We start from the raw sequence: 16,656 nt of genomic DNA, 5'->3' as shown, positions 1-16,656 counted from the left end.
TTAGGCCTTGATCAATGGCACTTGCTGGCTGATGCAGTGGAAGGAACCACCGCCGGTCAGGATGGCGCGCGACGAAAGCCCCAGCACGCGGCGCTCAGGGAACAGGCTTTGCAAGCCTTCGACGGCCAGTTCGCCGGGGCGCTCATGATAGATCGGCACGACCACGCAGTCATTGGCGATCAGGAAATTCATGTGTGAGGCCGGCACGATTTCACCGTCCGCATCCTTCACCAGTCCGGGCGATGGAATGCGCACCACCTGCAAAGGCTGGCCGCGCGCATCGGTCTGACCCGCCAGAAGCCGTGCCGTATGATCATAGACAGGGGCATTAACATCATCGCGGCCATAGGCCACCGGACAGGCCACCACGCCGGGCGCCACAAAGCGCGCCAGATTATCGACATGGCCATCGGTATGGTCGTGCATCAGCCCGTCATCAAGCCAGATCACCTTGCGCGCGCCCAGGCTGCGCGACAGGGCCGCTTCGGCCTTGTCCAGCGACCAGCCGGGATTGCGATTCGGATTGAGCAGGCATTGCTTGGTGGTCAGCACCGTGCCCTGGCCATCATGGTCGAGCGCTCCGCCCTCAAGGATGAAATCCTCGGCCTGAAGCGCGAACCCGTCACTGGCACTGATCTGCGCCGCCACCTCATCATCGTGCGGAAGCTGGTATTTGCCGCCCCAGCCATTATTGCGAAACCCGACCGGCATGGTCTGATGCAGACCCGCCACATCGCGGTCTTCCGACACATAGATCGGCCCGGTATCGCGCAACCAGATGTCACCGAAACGGCCATCGACAATCTCCAGCCGCGACACGTCGCTTAACAGTTCCTGCGCTGCCGCGTGGGCGGCCTCACCCATCACCATCAGCCGGACATGCTCATCGCCCAGTTCGCACAAGGTGCGCGCCAGGGCGGCCACCTCGGCCTGAGCGGCGATCAGATCGTCCTGCCACAGGTTTTCATGGCTTGGAAAACCAAGCCACATGGCCTTGTGCGTCTCCCATTCCGCCGGAACGATACGTGTCATGATGACTCTCATAAGCTGCGCGACAGACCGAAACGCGCTCAGGCCCTCTTACCATCGCTGCGGCCTTGTGGTCACGTTCAAAATGAAGACCCGCAGACATGAAAAACCCGGCCTGCGAACAGGCCGGGTTTCCCAATATCAGCGAACCATAGATCGGATCGTAATCGCGTTCTGTACTTAGAACGTGATGTCGATCGTCGCACGGCGGTTCAGCGGTTCCTTCACACCATTGCCAGTAGCAACGGCAGGATCGGATTCGCCCTTCCAGTCAACCGCCAGCTTGGAGGCATCGACGCCGAGACCGGCGAGCGAGTCCGCCACAGTCTTGGCGCGGCGTTCCGACAGCTTGATGTTGTAAGCAGCCGAACCGGAGGTATCGGTGTAACCGACGACCACGATACGGGCAGCATTACCAGCCTTGACGTAATCCGCAGCAGCCTGAACAACCGCTTGCGCATCCGAGGTCAGATCCGACTTGTCAAACTCGAAGTAGACAATGAACTGACGGGCTTCATACGCCGGAGGCGGAGGAGGCGCAGGCGGCGGCGGGGGAGGCGGAGGCGGAGGCGGGGGAGGAGGCGGCGGGGGCGGCGGGGGAGGCGGCGGCGGGGGCGGCGGTGAAGCAAAGGCATAACGCAGACCGATGGTTACCGTCTGATCGTCGAACTTGCCGGAGAATTCACCCGGTTGTTGCCAGCCACCAGCCGGCGAGATACCGGCGTTGAAGCTGGCCTTTTGTGCCGCCAGATAGCGGTAGGTCAGGTCAATCGCCAGGCGATCCGACACGTTCCAGGCCAGACCGGCCAGGAATTGCGCCGCAGGCACCGTATCCTTGCCGACCATGCTCAGATCGGAAACGCCACCACCAGGGCCCGCAGGGCTGGTCGACAACTGGCCGAGCATCTTGGCCTTAACGCGGTCAAGACCGACGCCGACACCGACGAACGGATGCAGACGCGATTCCGGCAGGATGTCGTAATAGAGGTTAACCATCAGGGTCGATTGTTCAAACGATCCCTTCGGGCTGCCGCAGGCATCGCTGGCGCCACGGATGACGCCGGTGGTGCACAGCGCCGTGTCACGCGGATTGGTAAGACCATCCGGATAGTCACGTTGGAAGCCAGTGGCCGAATCGATGTCGCCGGGGCGGTAGCCACCTTCGAATTCAACGCGCCAGTTGGGGCTGTAGCGATAGCCAAGGCGGGCGAAGCCAGCCCAGTTGTCCTTGGTCGATACGTTGTAAACATAAGGGCTGCCGTCCGGCATGTTGCCGGTAGAGCGCGCCTTATAGTTGCCCATCGAATTGTAGCCGAGGTCAAGTCCCCCGTACCAACCTGTTGCTTGTTCTGCAGACGCGGTTCCCGCGAATGCCAGTGCAGCGAGAGCAGCGCTCGCCAGCAAAGTGAGTCTCATGTTAGTGCCCTCTCATGGCCATACGAACGAACAGCCGATTATCTCGGCTGAAACTTTAGTACCAGGCTTCATAACTTTCTGAAGTCGTCTTGCATAGCACCCAAATGTGAGTTTTGGTGAATTTATGCATTTTTTATCCGCTTTGGCGGGAACTGACACCAGAATGTCACGCCAAGACGAATGAAGCCGTACCGTGAGCCATATAGGCCTAATGTTGCCGTTAAAAATCTATAGCTGCGGTAAGGGGTCACATAAAAAAACCATAAGGGGCGCAAAAGGGACTTGCGATTTGCGGCCACTATGAGTAGGAACACGCCTCCTGACTGACCCAGACCGCGCGTGCGGTTCTGCCCGGAAAACTAAAAGTCTTGTAATTCCAAGGCATTTATCCGGTTCCCTCTACGGAGAGGTGGCTGAGTGGTCGAAAGCACCGCACTCGAAATGCGGCATAGGGGCAACTCTATCGTGGGTTCGAATCCCACCCTCTCCGCCAGACATCAAAGGCCGCCATGTGCGGCCTTTTTTGTGCAACAAACTGATCTGCATAGCTTTTTAAAAAAAGTCGCAAACTGGCAAGAGCTTACCGGTATCGCCACCCCCTGCCCTGCCGCATCCTCAGGGGCGTCTTCATGCACGGCGGCGGTCGATGAGCCCTGTGCATTTGAAAAGATGGGATATGAAATCCGCCACGCTGCACCGCAGAATCTGCCTTTTGAGCGTCACACGGAAAGGTATTATAAGGCCGCAATCCGGCCCGAAAAACGGGCGCGCTCATATTGCAGCGCAAAGATGAATTGCAACCTTGACATAAAAGACTGCGCCGCCATTCTTACCTGAAGTTGCGCAAATCTTTTGCGCCGCAATATCACGCCTTGCGGCGGCGCGGGCGGAATTGCGGCATGTCCGCCTTAGTGCCCGCCATGCCGGAAAAGTCGTTCAGGAACGGCACGAGGCCGTCATAAGGCATGGGTCTGGCAATGCCATAGCCCTGTGCCAGATCGCAGCCCATCGCCTGCAAAAGCGTAAAGGCGGCAGCGGTTTCGACGCCTTCAGCGGTCACCTTCATGCCGAGCCCGTGGGCCAGATCGATACTGGAACGCACCAGCAGGGCATCGCGTTTGCCGCTTTCGATCTCCATGATGAAGGAGCGGTCGATCTTCAGCTCATGGGCCGGAATCTGCTTCAGATAGGCCAGGGACGACAGGCCGGTGCCAAAGTCATCAATGGAAATTTCCAGACCGCTATCGACGAAGGTGTTGATGGCGGCCAGACCGATTTTGGGATCTTCGATGACGGCGGTTTCGGTAATCTCCAAACAGATGCGCCCCGCCGCCTGGCTGCACAGGCGCAGGGTCTGGGCGTTGAAGGCCTCATCCGACAGCAGACGGCCGGAATAGTTGATGCTGATGTCGAGATCAAAGCCTGCGTCCTTCAGGCGGCGCTGGTCATCGAGACAGGTCTGTAAGACCTGTAGTGTCAGATCACGGATCGCGCCGGTTTCCTCGGCGATGGCGACGAAACGCTGCGGCGACACGAAGCCGCGCTCGGTGTGATTCCAGCGCACCAGAGCCTCGGCCGAGGTGATGCGGCCTTCACGATAGCTGAATTTCGGCTGGTAATAGACCTGCATTTCGCGGTTTTGCAGGGCGGCGTAAAGCTGGTCGGTCAGCAGCAGGGTGTCGGCCAGTTCGGAATAGACGCGCGGATCGAAGCTGGCCACCTTGACCTTGGCCGCGCGCGCCTGATCGAGCGCGATCATGGCCCGCTCGATGCTTTCATCCGGTGCCTGACGCGAATTCGAAATGTGATAAAGACCGATACTGACCGCCACATCGAGGCTCTGATCCTCGGTCACCTTGATACGCTTGTCGAGCCGCGCCGCGATGGCGCGGGCCAGAGGCAGGGCCTGAGCCGCATCGCACGGGCTCAGGCACAGGCCCAGCGTATCGCCCGACAGACGCGCAATATAGGCATTGGCGAAAATGCCGACCAGAATATCCTGAAGACGCGCCAAAAGCGTATGGGCGTAATTGACGCCCCACACGGCGCGGATGTGGGTGTAACGATCAACACCGATGGCCACGATGGCCACACCGCCGTGTTCGGGTACGCCACCTTCATGCAGGGCGGCCAGATGATCTTCGAATGCCGAACGATTGGGCAGGCCGGTAGCGGCGTCGTTTTTGGCCAGTCGGGTAATGTCGCGCTCACGATCCTCGATCGAAATGGCCATGTCGTTGAAGGCCACGGCCAGATCCGACATTTCATCATGTGCTACCACCTCGACATGACCCGAACGGCCTTCGCGCAGGGCCAGCGCCGCGTCCTTCAGGGCCAGAATGGGCCGGGTCAGGGAGCGCGCCAGATAAAAGCTGGCCAGCACCACGAAGCCGAAGCCTAGGATGCCGATCAGCAAAAGACCGGTCAGCAATGGCGCATAGGCGGAGAGCGCCGCCTTGAGCGGATAGCTGAGCAGCAACACGCTCTTGGCGCCAATGCCCAGACTGGGCAAGGGTGTGGCGACGGCAATCACCGCGCCGCTGGGGCCGGAAATAATACTGGCCTCATGACTTTTCAGGCTCTGATCGATGAAGAAACTTAAGGAATTGCGCTCATAGCCGTGCGTCTGGGGCGACGATCCGAGCCACAGGCCGCCGCGCGTCTGAGTCAGGATGGAGGCGGTCAGCGGGATCGACGACAGGGCCTGCAAACGGTCCATTTCGGCCTGGTCGAGCCGTGAAGCAAACACCACCCAGCCCAGCCGGTCGGGCGCCATCACCGGGGCGGCCACCACCTGAAACGGCAGGTTATTAACGGCGAAAATGCCCGATTGCGGCGTATAGGCATCGCTGTTTTGCAGGGCGTCAGCCACCTTCTGCGCCAGAGCGTCATGGCTGCCGGCCATCGGCTGGCCGTCCGGCCCGATGACGAGGCCCGTATCGGCCTTCAGCCGCGCCTGCAAATTATCGAAAGCCGATTCCACCGTGGCCGTGTCATGGGTGGCCAGAGCCTGTTTGAAGCCGAAATCGCTTGACAGCAGCAAGGCATTGGTGGCCTGGGCGTCGGTGCGGTCGGTCCAGATGCGTTTGAAAACGCTGGCCGCGCTTTGCAACTCGTTCTGCACGGTGATGCGGGCATAGGACACCACCGCCACGTAACAGGCAAGCGCGATCAGCAGCAGGGCGATGGCGAAAAGCCCGCCATACATGACCGACAGCTTGGTGCTGAGACGCTTGAAAACCATGATACTCCCGTACGCTTTCGTTTACTGATGACCGGCTGGCATATTCATCGTCATGCGGGCACGCACGCTGACCGTGAAAGCCTGCGGCGGGTTGGCGGCGGAGATCGTGATGGCACGCGCCACTTCCTGACCGGGCGCGTCCATCAGCGGGTGCCAGACGGCAAGACGGCCATGCCCCTGCGGCAGGTTTTTCAGCACGATACGCCCCGTGGCGTCGCTGGTAGCGTAATAGGGTGTCGCCACCACGCGGATATAGGCGCTCATCGTGTCATGGATATTGCAGCCCAGCGCCTCGGTGCCGGTTTTGGTGAAGGTCTGGCTGTGGCTCTTGCCACGGCTGTACAGCGGAAACTGAAACGGCAGAACCGCCGAAAACGAATAGACGTGGTGATTGACCCGGTCATAATTGGGAAAATTGACCGTGGCGCCTTGCGGTATAGCCAGCACAAACGGATGAAACTGGATGTCCTTTTGCGACATGACGAATTTGGCCGAGCGATCCGCTGCCGTGATCACAGCACCGCCATCGGGCGTGTAGGTCACCACGGCGTCGCTGACCGGTTTGCCGCCTGCATCGACGATGCTGACGGCAAGATCGGCGGCATGGGCCCCGCAGGCGGCGGTGACGAACAAAAAAAGACTGGCGAGAAAAAACTTCATCTGTGCGGAATAACACAACAGTTATAAGACGAGGTTAAACCGGCGCGGCGCATTATCAACTGTGTCAAAATGCGCGATGCAAATTGACCAGGGGGTAGAAAATCAGCACTGCTGAGTTCGCGGTGGAGCGGTAAGGAGGCACTTAATGAGTGTATTGAGACTGAACGAATTCAAGGCCTTGCCAGGTCAGTTCGAGGCACTGGCAAAGCATTTCGAAGCCATTGTGGCGCAAATCCGCACAATAGACGGCAACCAATCCTGCGAACTTTTACTGAAGATGGCCGATGGTGCCTCTGATGATGAAGTGCTCGTGGTGATCGAGACGTGGGAAAGCCTCGATCACCATAAGGCTGCCGTTTCCGCCATCGATCCGGCGCAGTTGGCTGCCGTCATGGCCCTGCTCGACGGCCCGCCGAAGGGCCGCTATTACACGCCGCTAGAGCAACGAGCGTTTAATTTGACTTACAAATTGAATGCGAGATGCGGAAAAACGTAAAATGTAGAGAGCTGATCTGCGAGACTGTAACCGATGTCCAGAACCACCCCCGGCACGCTGTTCCTGTCGAAACTCGGCGCAGCCTTCGAGCTGCACGCCTATGATTACGATCCCGATGCGGCAAAGGTGGGTTTGCAGGCGGCGGAGGCCCTAAATCTCGATCCCGACGCCACCTTCAAGACCCTGATGGCTGAGGTGGACGGCAAGGCGGTGTGCGTGGTGGTGCCCTCGCCGCTTGAGGTCAGCATGAAGAAGCTGGCGGCAGCCTTTCATGGCAAGTCGGCGCACATGATGAAGGTGCCCGACGCCGAGCGCCTGACCGGCTATAAGGTGGGCGGTATCTCGCCGTTTGGCCAGCGTAAACTCACCCCCACCGCCATCGACGAAACCGCGCAACTGTTCGACCGCATCTATATCAATGCTGGCCAGCGCGGCCTTTTACTGTCCATTACCCCTGACGCCGCCGCCCACGCCCTCGATGCCCCGTTTGTCGATTTAATGGCCTGAAACCCTGAGCAAAAAAGCAAATTCATGGCGAAGAACCGCTTCGAGCCATGGATTTTCGATCTGGCCTCCGTGGGAAAGTACACTGAGCGTAGCGAGGGACTTTTCCACGGATAGGGATTAGCTGCCGCCGAACCAATTATAGCCTTGATCTTCCCAATAGCCGCCGGGAAAGACATTGGTGACGAAGATTTCGAGAATGTGCTTGGGATTCTTGTAACCCAGCTTGGTCGGCATACGCAGCTTCATCGGGAAGCCATACCAGGTCGGCAGGGTATGGTCGCGGAAGGTCAGGGTCAACAGCGTCTGGGCGTGCAGGGCCGTCGGCATGTCGATCGAGGTGTAATAGCCGTCGGCGCATTTGAAACCGACATATTTGCAGGTGATGTCAGCGCCGATCCTTTGCAGGAAATCTGAAAAGCGCACCCCGCCCCACTTGCCGATGGCGCTCCAGCCTTCGACGCAGATATGGCGCGTGATCTGCGATGTCTGCGGCAGGGCGTTCAGCATGGGCAGGGTCCACGGCCTGCGGTCGGCGATCTTGCCCGATAATTTGAGCTGATAGCTGGCCGGATCGACCACCGGGGCCTTGCTGATCGGATAAAAGGCATTGAATGGAAACGGATTGGTGATGTCGGCCTCGGAATATTCCGGGGCCATGTTGTTCGGCCCGAAAATCACGCCTTGCGCCTTGTCGTTGAACACCGAAATGCGCTTGAGGATGTCATGCACCGAGCCGTAATCCTTGATGATCACGCCGGTGGCCAGGGACAGCCCGCCCAGAGTCAGCACATTGCCGAGCAGGCGACGGCGGCCGGGGTCTTTCAACAGGCTTTCGGCCTCTTTCAGAATGTCGGCCTTGTCGGATTTGATGTCGTCGGGAATCTTGCGGTTCATTTTTAGAACGTTTCCCCGAAAAGTGACTTCACTTTTCGGATAAGGAAGAGTGACAAAACAAAAACTTAGATCAATCCATCAGATGATCGATCTAACGCCCCCACAGCATGGCCTTGATCGTTTTCGGCACCAGCAGGGCCATGACGACATGGACGAAAATAAAGGCCACCATAAAGCTCATGGCGAAGAAATGGACGCGCCTCGCCCCTTCATAGCCGCCAACCAGAACGCGCAGATACGGAAACTGCACCGATTTCCACAGCACCAGCCCTGAGATAATCAGCACCACCACATCGAGCATGGCCGCCAGATAGGCGACGCGCTGCACGGTATTGTAAATGCTGAGGTCTTCGTGGGCCAGCTTGCCGCGAGCAGCTTCCAGCAGGTCATGCACGAAGGCGCGCGGCGTGACCGGAAAGAATTTACGCGGAATGCGCCGCGTCAGCAGCCCGATGACGGCATACAAAAGCGCCGTGGCGAACAAGACCCAGATGGCGGCGAAATGCCATTGAATCGCTCCGCCCAGCCAGCCGCCGAGCGTGATGGTTTTCGGAATGCGAAAGCCCATAAAGCCCGTGGCATTATAGATCTGCCAGCCGCTCATGATCAGGATGATGATCGCCGCCGCATTGAACCAGTGGATCAGCCGCAGCCATAACGGATGAATACTCGGCTTGCCCATGCGTTTTTTGTCCCCCGTTTTCCGCAAATCTACCACACTATACGCGCCGCAGCCAAACGCGGTTACGGCGGGTAGCAAATTTTTGCACCTCGCTTGTCAGGAGACGAAAAGCGGCGCATAAATATTGACGTTAACGGAAAGATTGCCATGCCCCTCTCCGCCACCCGCCGTTTCCGACTGATCAACTGGTATCCGCCGATGATCGGTGCCGGTATCCGGGTGATCGACGCGGATGACAGCTTCACCACCCTCACAGTGGAAATGAAACTGCACTGGTGGAACAAGAACATCTTCGGCACCCAGTTCGGCGGCGCGCTCTACATGATGTGCGACCCGTTTTTTGTCGCCATCCTGATGCAGGGGCTGGGCCGCGACTACATCGTCTGGGACAAGGCGGCCTCGATCCAGTTTCTGCGGCCGGGACGCAGCGCCGTGCGGGCGGTGTTCCACATACCGCCCGCCGAAATCGCCCGCGTCCGGGCCGAAGCCGATGCCAACAGCAAGAGCGAACCCGAATATGATGCCGAGATCACCGACGCCACAGGCACGGTCATCGCCCGGGTGCATAAGGTGCTGCATGTCCGCCGCAAGGATGCGAAGCGGCCCTAAGGCAATTGCATCCCGCGCTGAACGCCGGTACGCGCCCCCACCTTGTCGAGCCAGGCCAGAATATGCGGGCGACTTTGCAGCATCGGCTCAATAACGTCCTTCACCCGTACGCGAAATTGCGCAAGCCACGGATAGATGGCGATGTCGGCAATCGAATAGTCATCACCGGCCACGTAAACGTGCGCGCCGAGCTGCTTTTCCAGCACATTGAACAGACGCCCCACTTCCTTCGTGAAGCGTTCGATGGCTGGCGTATTGGGCTCATCCTGAAGTGCGAAAAAGCCAAGCTGGCCCATCATCGGCCCCAGCCCGCCCACCTGCCACATCAGCCACTGGATGACCGTGTGGCGCTCTTTACCCGGCGGCAGGAACCTGCCGTATGTTTCCGCCAGATAGATCAGGATCGCCCCCGACTCAAACAGGCTTAAGTCCGTTTCGTCATCAATGATGGCCGGTATCTTGTTATTGGGCGAAATCTTGAGGAAATCGGGCGCGAACTGCTCGTCCTTGCCGATATTGACCGGGTGATTTTCATAAGGAATGCCCAGTTCTTCCAGCATAATATAGGCCTTGCGGCCATTGGGCGTGCCCCAGGCGTAGAGATGGATCATATGCGGCGCTCCTTGTTAAAAAACGAAACCCCCGGCAAATCGGGCCGGGGGTGCGGTGTCATTTAACCACCCAGGAAATCGGTCTTGCCGAGCGGCACGCCCGAATGGCGCAGGATGGCATAGGCGGTGGTGACGTGGAAAAACAGGTTCGGGATGGCAAAGCCGGTCAGATAGGAAAGGCCGGTAAATTCCAGCGTGCCCGACGGGAATTTCAGCAGCACTTCGCGCGATTCCACGCCGTCAAAGCCCTTGGCATCGACCGATGCGACGAAATCAATCGTCTTTTGCAGGCGTGCGTGCAACTCGGCGAAGCTCGTTTCATCATCAACATAGGACGGATTTTCCACCCCGCCGAGACGCGCCGCAATACCCTTGGCTGTATCGGAAACCAGTTGAACCTGCTTGGAAAACGGCAGCATGTCGAGCGCCAGGCGGGCATTCAGCACCACCTTTTCATCGACCTTCTTCTCTTCGGCCCAGGCCTCGGCCTTGCTGAGAATGGCCTTGAGATTATTGAGCGCACGCAGGACGATGGGTATCGACGCCTGATACATATTGATTGGCGCCTTAGCTTCCTGAGACATGGAGTATCCTTTTTTGTCGGTTGGAAATCGACATATGGGAAGCCGCGCCACAGTTGAAAGCGGACATGCGGTAAAAAATGCGGTAGTCTCCACTTGCGGCGCGCATTAGTAACTATTATTGTTACGCTTTAGTCCGCGATTCACCCAGGAACCTTCACCATGACAAAGCTCGCCTTCCGCTCGATCTTCGCCGCTTCGGCCTTCGCCCTGGCCCTGGCCTCGGCGCCCGCCTTCGCCGCCGACACCTATAGTTTTGATCCCACCCACACCTCGGTCACCTTCCAGTACACCCATTTCGGTTATTCGCACCCGACCGGCAAATTTATGGACGCCAAGGGTTCGGTGACGCTCGATGAAACCACGCCGGCCAATTCGTCGGTCGAGGTGTCGTTTGCCATTGATGGCGTCAATACCGGCGTCCCGGCGCTGGATGAACACCTGAAGAGCGCCGACTTCTTCGACGCCGCCAAGTTCCCCACCGCCACCTTCAAAAGCACCAAGGTGGAGCAGACCGGCCCCGACACCGCCAAGGTGACCGGCGACCTGACCATTCACGGCGTCACCAAGTCGGAAGTCCTCAATGTCAAGCTCAACAAGGAAGCCGTCAATCCGATGATGAACAAGAAGGGTGTGGGCTTCACCGCCACGGGCACCATCCTGCGTTCGGATTTCGGCATGAACAAATATGTGCCGATGGTCAGCGACCAGATCGACCTCTATATCGAAGCCGAAGCCTATTGATGTCGGCAGCGGCGGCCGCATCAGGCGGCCGCCGCACAGCCTTGCTTTTTCAAGGCGAGCGAGCCAAAATCCTCTGGTAAATTTATGCGCTTTCGGTGAGATGGACAGTCTCATATGAAAGGATCGCGCCATGTACGAACTGCATATCGGCAATAAGAACTATTCCTCATGGTCGCTGCGTCCGTGGGTGTTGCTGACGGCGCTTGGCCTTCCCTTTAACGAACATCAGCATTTTTTCACGCCCGACAATTCGGCCTTCCGGTCGTTTTCGCCCACCGCCCTTGTGCCCTGTCTGGTCGATGGTCAGGTCACGGTGTGGGATTCGCTGGCCATCGCCGAATATGTCGCCGAAGATCACCCGCAGGTCTGGCCGAAAAACCGGACGGCGCGCGCCTTTGCCCGTTCGGCGGCGGCAGAAATGCATTCCGGCTTTTCGGCCTTGCGCAATCTGTGCTCGATGAGTGTCGGTGTGCGCATCAAGCTGTTTGATACGCCGCCCGCCCTGATCCGCGACCTGGCGCGTATCGACGACATCTGGCGCACCGGCCTTAGCCAGTTCGGCGGCCCCTATCTGGCGGGCGGCGTTTTTACAGCTATCGATGCCTTCTATGCGCCGGTCGTGTTTCGCATCCAGACCTATGGGGTGGGCTTTGATCTCAGCCGCGAAGCGCGCGCCTATATTGACCGGATGCTGGCCGAACCGGCCATGCAGACCTGGTATCAGGCGGGGCTGGCCGAAACCGAACGCGATGCGCCACACGAAGCCGAAATCATCGCCTCAGGCGAGATGATCGCCGATTATCGCGCCGTTTAGAACGCGCGGCGCGGGCCGTTTTCTTCTCGCTATTGCGAAATAAACGGATTATAGGCTCGCCCACCATGTCCACAGCCGCCGCCGCGCCCGCCGCCAAGGCTCCGCATTTCGCGGAGTTTGTCGCCCTTATCGCCACCATGATGGCCCTGGGGGCGCTCGGTATCGATTCGATGCTGCCCGCCCTGCCGGTGATCGGGCGCGATCTGCACGTTGCCAGCCAGAACGACCTGCAATGGGTCATCTCGATCTATTTCATGGGTCTGGGCGTGGGCCAGCTCATTTTCGGCATCCTGTCGGACTGGCTGGGCCGCAAGCGTGTTTTGCTGACCGGTATCGCTTGCTATGTCGTGCTGGGGCTTGTGGCCGGACTGAGCGAAAACTTTACCATCCTGCTGGCCTTGCGCCTGATTCAGGGTATTTGCGCCGCCGCCTCCACCGTGATTGCCCGTTCGATCATCCGCGATCTCTATTCAGGCCGCCTGATGGCCAAGGTGACCTCGCTCAGCATCATGGTCTTTTTGATGGCGCCGGTGATGGCCCCCAGTTTCGGCCAACTGATCTTAAGCTTCGCACCGTGGCGGGTGATCTTCTTCGCCCTGTCGCTGATCGGCACGGCCACGGCCTTGTGGGCCTTTCTGCGCCTGCCCGAAACCCTGCCGCCCGAACGCCGCCACCGCCCCGATCTCGGCCATGTCCGGCGCGTGGGCTGGTTCGTCATCACCGAACCGGGCTCATTTTTCTACACCCTGGCCATCATGTTCCTGACGGGCGCCCTGCTCGCCTATGTGTCGCTGATGCCGCAGATCTTCACCGATGTCTTTCACAAGCCCGCCCTGATGGCGATTGTGTTTGCCTGTTGCGCCGGCACGATGGGCGTGGCCTCCCTGCTCAATGCCTCACTGGTGGAAAGGCTGGGCATGAAGCGCATCTCGCACGCCACCCTGTCGGCCTTCATCGTCCTGACCTTCACCCATTTCCTGTGGGCGGTCACCGGCCATGAAACCGTGCTCAGCTTCCTGATCTTGCAGTCGGCCACAATGGGCATGTCGAGCCTGTCCAATTCCAACTTCACCGCCGTGGCGATGGATCAGGTCGGCCATGTGGCGGGCACGGCGGCCTCGATCCAGGGCGTGGTGACGATGGTGGGCGGCGGACTGGTGGCTTCGCTGATCGGACAGGGCTGGAATGGCGGCGTATGGCTGTTGCCGCTCGGCGCGCTGCTCTGTGGCCTCGTCGCCATGACACTGGTGGTCACCGCCGAAAAAGGCCGCCTGTACCGGAATTAAAAGCCCTCTTTCACCTCGACAAAAATCGTGAGATTTGAGTCCAGTGGCAGGAGGCGAGCGAAGCGGATACTAAAGTACCTGCAAGCGATGACGACGCACCAATGGACCAAAGACCGCAGTGCAATTCTTCGGTGGCGACGCAAAAATCGTGAGATTTGAGTCCAGTGGCAGGAGGCGAGCGAAGCGGGTACTAAAGTACCTGCAAGCGATGACGACGCACCAATGGACCAAAGACCGCAGTGCAATTCTTCGGTGGCGACGCAAAAATCGTGAGATTTGAGTCCAGTGGCAGGAGGCGAGCGAAGCGGGTACTAAAGTACCTGCAAGCGATGACGACGCACCAATGGACCAAAGACCGCGATTTTTATTCGGAATCGTCGGCCAAACCCATAATATGGAACCCCGCATCGACGTGAACCACCTCGCCGGTGGTCGAGAAACCGAGGTCGGAGCACAGCCACAGGGCCGAACCGGCCACGCCCTCCATCGAGGTGGCTTCCTTCATGGCCGAGAACTGGCCCGACTTGGCGTGCAGGCCGCGCCCGCCGGAAATCCCGGCCAGGCTGAGCGTGCGCATCGCGCCCGCCGAAATGGCGTTGACGCGGATGCCCTTCGGCCCCAGATCGCGGGCGATATAGCGGGTAGAGGCTTCGAGCGCCGCCTTGGCCACGCCCATCGTGTTATAATTGGGGATAACGCGCTCGGAACCGAGATAGGTGAGGGTCACCATCGATCCGCCATTGGGCATCAGCTCGGCAGCGCGGCGCGCCGAATCCACGAACGAGAAGGCCGAGACGTTCATGGCCAGCAAAAAGCCCTCGCGCGTCGTGTTCTCGACGAAGGAGCCCTGCAATTCGTTCTTGTTGGCGAAGGCCACCGAATGGACAAGGAAGTCGATCTCGCCATAGATGTCCTTCAGCTTCGCAAAGGCGGCGTCCATCGACTCATCCGACGTCACATCGCATTCGATCAGGTGCCTGACACCGATCGATTCGGCCAGCGGTTGCACGCGGCGCAGCAGGCCCTCACCGAGATAAGAAAAGGCCATGTCGGCACCCTGCGCCGCCAGTTGGCTGGCAATGCCCCAGGCGATGGACTTGTCATTGGCCACGCCCATGACAAGGCCCTTCTTGCCCTTCATCAGGTCGCCTTTGGGGAAGTTCCATTCGTCTGACATGGGGAGTCCTTATAAATCTTCTTGGGACAAGATGAGCGTGCCATTGGTGCCGCCGAAACCGAACGAGTTCGACATGACGGTGCCGATCGGCCCGTCATGACGCTTCATCAGGATCGGCATACCGTCAAAGGCCGGATCGAGATGGTCGATATGGGCGCTTTCCGCCGCAAAGCCGTTTTGCATCATCAGCAGGCAATAGATGGCCTCCTGCGCGCCGGCTGCGCCCAGCGAATGTCCGGTCAGCGACTTGGTGGAGGAGATCAGCGGCATCTTGTCGCCGAAGACATCGCGCACCGCGCTCATCTCCTTGTCATCGCCCACCGGCGTTGAGGTGCCGTGCGGGTTGAGATAGTCGATGCGGCGGCCCTTCGCCTCTTGCAGCGCAATCTTCATGCAGCGCGCCGCGCCCTCGCCCGACGGGGCCACCATGTCATAGCCGTCGGAATTGGCGGCATAGCCGACCACTTCGGCAATGATGTTGGCCCCGCGCGCCTTGGCGTGTTCATACGCTTCGACCACCACCATACCGGCGCCACCGGCGATCACGAAGCCGTCGCGGTCGCGGTCATAGGCGCGTGAGGCCACGGCGGGCGTGTCGTTGAAATGGCTCGACATGGCGCCCATAGCGTCGAACATATCACTGAGCGTCCAGTCCAGTTCCTCGGTGCCACCGGCGAACACGATGTCCTGCTTGCCCATCATGATCTGTTCGGCGGCCGCGCCGATGCAGTGCACCGAGGTGGCACAGGCTGAACTGATCGAATAATTAACACCCCTGATCTCAAACCAGGTAGCCAGCGTGGCCGACGGGCCGGACGACATGGCTTTCGGCACAGCAAAAGGCCCGATGCGCTTGGGGCTCATCTTTTCGCGGGTAATGTCGGCGGCCTCGACAATCGCCTTGGTGGAAGGGCCGCCGGAACCAAAGATAATGCCGGTGCGCTCATGCGAGATCAGGTCTTTTTCGAGGCCGGCAGACGCAATCGCCTGTTCCATAGCGATATGGCCATAGGCTGTGCCCGCCGCCAGAAAACGCGCGGCGCGGCGGTCAACCAGCTTCGTCCAGTCCTCGATCTTCGGGGCGGCATGAACCTGACATTTAAAACCCAGCCGCGCATAGTCCTCGGCAAAAACAACTCCGGAACGGGCCTCGCGCAGCGAACGAGTCACCTCATCCGCGCCTGTCCCGATGGAGGACACGATCCCCAGTCCCGTTATGACGACTCTACGCATTCATCCGTCCTACTTCTGTATCTTGCATCCCTGTTGCGGTCTTTAACCGGCCCGCCCCTCTCGCGGAAGCCCCGCCTTTCTCGCGAAAGCAACCCGCCGGTCAGACCAGAGTCTTGGCATCGAACAGGCCGACGCGCAGACCCGATGCCTGATAAATAAGTTTTCCGTCGGCTTCAACAACCCCGTCGCCGATCCCCATGATCAATTTACCCGACATAACGCGCTTCATATCGATCTTGTAGGTCAGCCTCTTCACCTTCGGCGTCACCTGGCCGATGAACTTGACCTCGCCGACGCCGAGCGCCCGGCCACGGCCCGGATGGCCGAGCCAGCCGAGATAGAAGCCGACCAGTTGCCACATGGCGTCGAGTCCCAGACAGCCCGGCATGACCGGATCACCGATAAAATGGCATTCAAAGAACCACTGCTCAGGATTGATGTCCAGTTCGGCCTCGACATAACCCTTATGGTGCGAGCCGCCGGTCTGGGTGATTTCGGTGACGCGATCCATCATCAGCATGGGCGGCGCGGGTAGCTGGGCATTGCCCGGCCCGTACATCTCGCCGCGGCCACAGGCCAGCAGGTCATCATAGGAAAAGGACGAAGGACGTTCGCTCATGCGCTTTCAATGGCTCCGCGGCACACCGCGCCGTCCGCCGGCGCGATTTCGATG

The 16,656-nt window shown here is 59.4% G+C and carries 17 protein-coding genes and 1 tRNA gene; 7 read left to right on the top strand and 11 right to left on the bottom strand.

Annotated features, from left to right (window positions below):
- Positions 1–1,032, bottom strand: coding sequence for an agmatine deiminase family protein (locus QB905_RS12795; RefSeq protein ID WP_282975409.1), 1,032 nt, complete (start codon positions 1,030–1,032; stop codon positions 1–3).
- A 177-nt stretch (positions 1,033–1,209) separates the two neighbouring features.
- A complete protein-coding gene (locus QB905_RS12790; RefSeq protein ID WP_282975408.1) occupies positions 1,210–2,445 on the bottom strand; it encodes an OmpA family protein in 1,236 nt (411 codons plus the stop codon).
- A 403-nt stretch (positions 2,446–2,848) separates the two neighbouring features.
- On the opposite strand from QB905_RS12790, the gene QB905_RS12785 reads away from it, so the two are divergent.
- Positions 2,849–2,938: transfer RNA gene (locus QB905_RS12785), tRNA-Ser, on the top strand.
- A 372-nt stretch (positions 2,939–3,310) separates the two neighbouring features.
- Here QB905_RS12785 and QB905_RS12780 read toward each other — a convergent pair.
- Positions 3,311–5,689 carry a putative bifunctional diguanylate cyclase/phosphodiesterase gene (locus tag QB905_RS12780; RefSeq protein WP_282975407.1) on the bottom strand — a complete coding sequence of 793 codons (2,379 nt, stop codon included), beginning with the start codon at positions 5,687–5,689 and terminating at the stop codon, positions 3,311–3,313.
- Positions 5,690–5,710: 21 nt separating this feature from the next.
- On the bottom strand, positions 5,711–6,349 hold the full coding sequence (locus tag QB905_RS12775; RefSeq protein WP_282975406.1) for a cupredoxin domain-containing protein: 639 nt from the start codon (positions 6,347–6,349) through the stop codon (positions 5,711–5,713).
- Between the two features lie 145 nt (positions 6,350–6,494).
- Here QB905_RS12775 and QB905_RS12770 point away from each other — a divergent pair, with 145 nt between their 5' ends.
- Both QB905_RS12770 and ybaK read left to right on the top strand, forming a co-directional pair.
- Positions 6,495–6,845, top strand: coding sequence for an antibiotic biosynthesis monooxygenase family protein (locus QB905_RS12770; RefSeq protein WP_282975405.1), 351 nt, complete (start codon positions 6,495–6,497; stop codon positions 6,843–6,845).
- Between the two features lie 33 nt (positions 6,846–6,878).
- Positions 6,879–7,352, top strand: a complete 474-nt coding sequence (ybaK, locus tag QB905_RS12765) for a Cys-tRNA(Pro) deacylase (RefSeq protein WP_282975404.1) — start codon at positions 6,879–6,881, stop codon at positions 7,350–7,352.
- Positions 7,353–7,469: 117 nt separating this feature from the next.
- Here the strand turns inward: ybaK and QB905_RS12760 are convergent, their stop codons facing one another.
- Both QB905_RS12760 and QB905_RS12755 read right to left on the bottom strand, forming a co-directional pair.
- Entirely contained in the window at positions 7,470–8,246 is a 777-nt protein-coding gene (locus QB905_RS12760; RefSeq protein WP_282975403.1) for a molybdopterin-dependent oxidoreductase, read from the bottom strand.
- 91 nt (positions 8,247–8,337) lie between these two features.
- The gene (locus QB905_RS12755) at positions 8,338–8,928 is read right to left on the bottom strand and encodes a cytochrome b/b6 domain-containing protein (protein ID WP_282975402.1); all 591 of its coding nucleotides are present in this window, start codon (positions 8,926–8,928) and stop codon (positions 8,338–8,340) included.
- Positions 8,929–9,075: 147 nt separating this feature from the next.
- Here QB905_RS12755 and QB905_RS12750 point away from each other — a divergent pair, with 147 nt between their 5' ends.
- Entirely contained in the window at positions 9,076–9,537 is a 462-nt protein-coding gene (locus QB905_RS12750) for a DUF4442 domain-containing protein (protein WP_282975401.1), read from the top strand.
- Here the strand turns inward: QB905_RS12750 and QB905_RS12745 are convergent.
- Both QB905_RS12745 and QB905_RS12740 read right to left on the bottom strand, forming a co-directional pair.
- Positions 9,534–10,148 (bottom strand): glutathione S-transferase family protein, encoded by a 615-nt coding sequence (locus QB905_RS12745; protein WP_282975400.1) that lies wholly within the window; start codon positions 10,146–10,148, stop codon positions 9,534–9,536. The genes QB905_RS12750 and QB905_RS12745 overlap by 4 nt on opposite strands.
- Positions 10,149–10,210: 62 nt before the next feature.
- Positions 10,211–10,732: a DUF1993 domain-containing protein gene (locus tag QB905_RS12740; protein ID WP_282975399.1), complete on the bottom strand. Its 522-nt coding sequence runs from the start codon at positions 10,730–10,732 to the stop codon at positions 10,211–10,213.
- 159 nt (positions 10,733–10,891) lie between these two features.
- Here QB905_RS12740 and QB905_RS12735 point away from each other — a divergent pair, with 159 nt between their 5' ends.
- The 3 genes from QB905_RS12735 to QB905_RS12725 all read left to right on the top strand — a co-directional run bounded on the left by QB905_RS12735 (position 10,892) and on the right by QB905_RS12725 (position 13,573).
- On the top strand, positions 10,892–11,473 hold the full coding sequence (locus QB905_RS12735) for a YceI family protein (protein ID WP_282975398.1): 582 nt from the start codon (positions 10,892–10,894) through the stop codon (positions 11,471–11,473).
- A gap of 130 nt (positions 11,474–11,603) precedes the next feature.
- Positions 11,604–12,287, top strand: coding sequence for a glutathione S-transferase family protein (locus tag QB905_RS12730; RefSeq protein ID WP_282975397.1), 684 nt, complete (start codon positions 11,604–11,606; stop codon positions 12,285–12,287).
- A 65-nt stretch (positions 12,288–12,352) separates the two neighbouring features.
- Positions 12,353–13,573: a multidrug effflux MFS transporter gene (locus tag QB905_RS12725; RefSeq protein ID WP_282975396.1), complete on the top strand. Its 1,221-nt coding sequence runs from the start codon at positions 12,353–12,355 to the stop codon at positions 13,571–13,573.
- A 364-nt stretch (positions 13,574–13,937) separates the two neighbouring features.
- Here the strand turns inward: QB905_RS12725 and QB905_RS12720 are convergent, their stop codons facing one another.
- The 3 genes from QB905_RS12720 to fabA all read right to left on the bottom strand — a co-directional run bounded on the left by QB905_RS12720 (position 13,938) and on the right by fabA (position 16,602).
- Positions 13,938–14,750, bottom strand: a complete 813-nt coding sequence (locus tag QB905_RS12720) for an enoyl-ACP reductase FabI (RefSeq protein WP_282975395.1) — start codon at positions 14,748–14,750, stop codon at positions 13,938–13,940.
- 9 nt (positions 14,751–14,759) lie between these two features.
- Entirely contained in the window at positions 14,760–15,983 is a 1,224-nt protein-coding gene (gene fabB, locus QB905_RS12715; protein ID WP_282975394.1) for a beta-ketoacyl-ACP synthase I, read from the bottom strand.
- Between the two features lie 100 nt (positions 15,984–16,083).
- Positions 16,084–16,602, bottom strand: coding sequence for a 3-hydroxyacyl-[acyl-carrier-protein] dehydratase FabA (gene fabA, locus QB905_RS12710; protein WP_282975393.1), 519 nt, complete (start codon positions 16,600–16,602; stop codon positions 16,084–16,086).
- Positions 16,603–16,656: the final 54 nt, after the last annotated feature.

The sequence above is a fragment of the Asticcacaulis sp. EMRT-3 genome, from assembly GCF_030027245.1.
GTDB lineage: Bacteria > Pseudomonadota > Alphaproteobacteria > Caulobacterales > Caulobacteraceae > Asticcacaulis.
The sequence above is the reverse complement of the archived record's forward strand: the minus strand, read 5'-3'. Positions and strand labels throughout refer to the sequence as shown.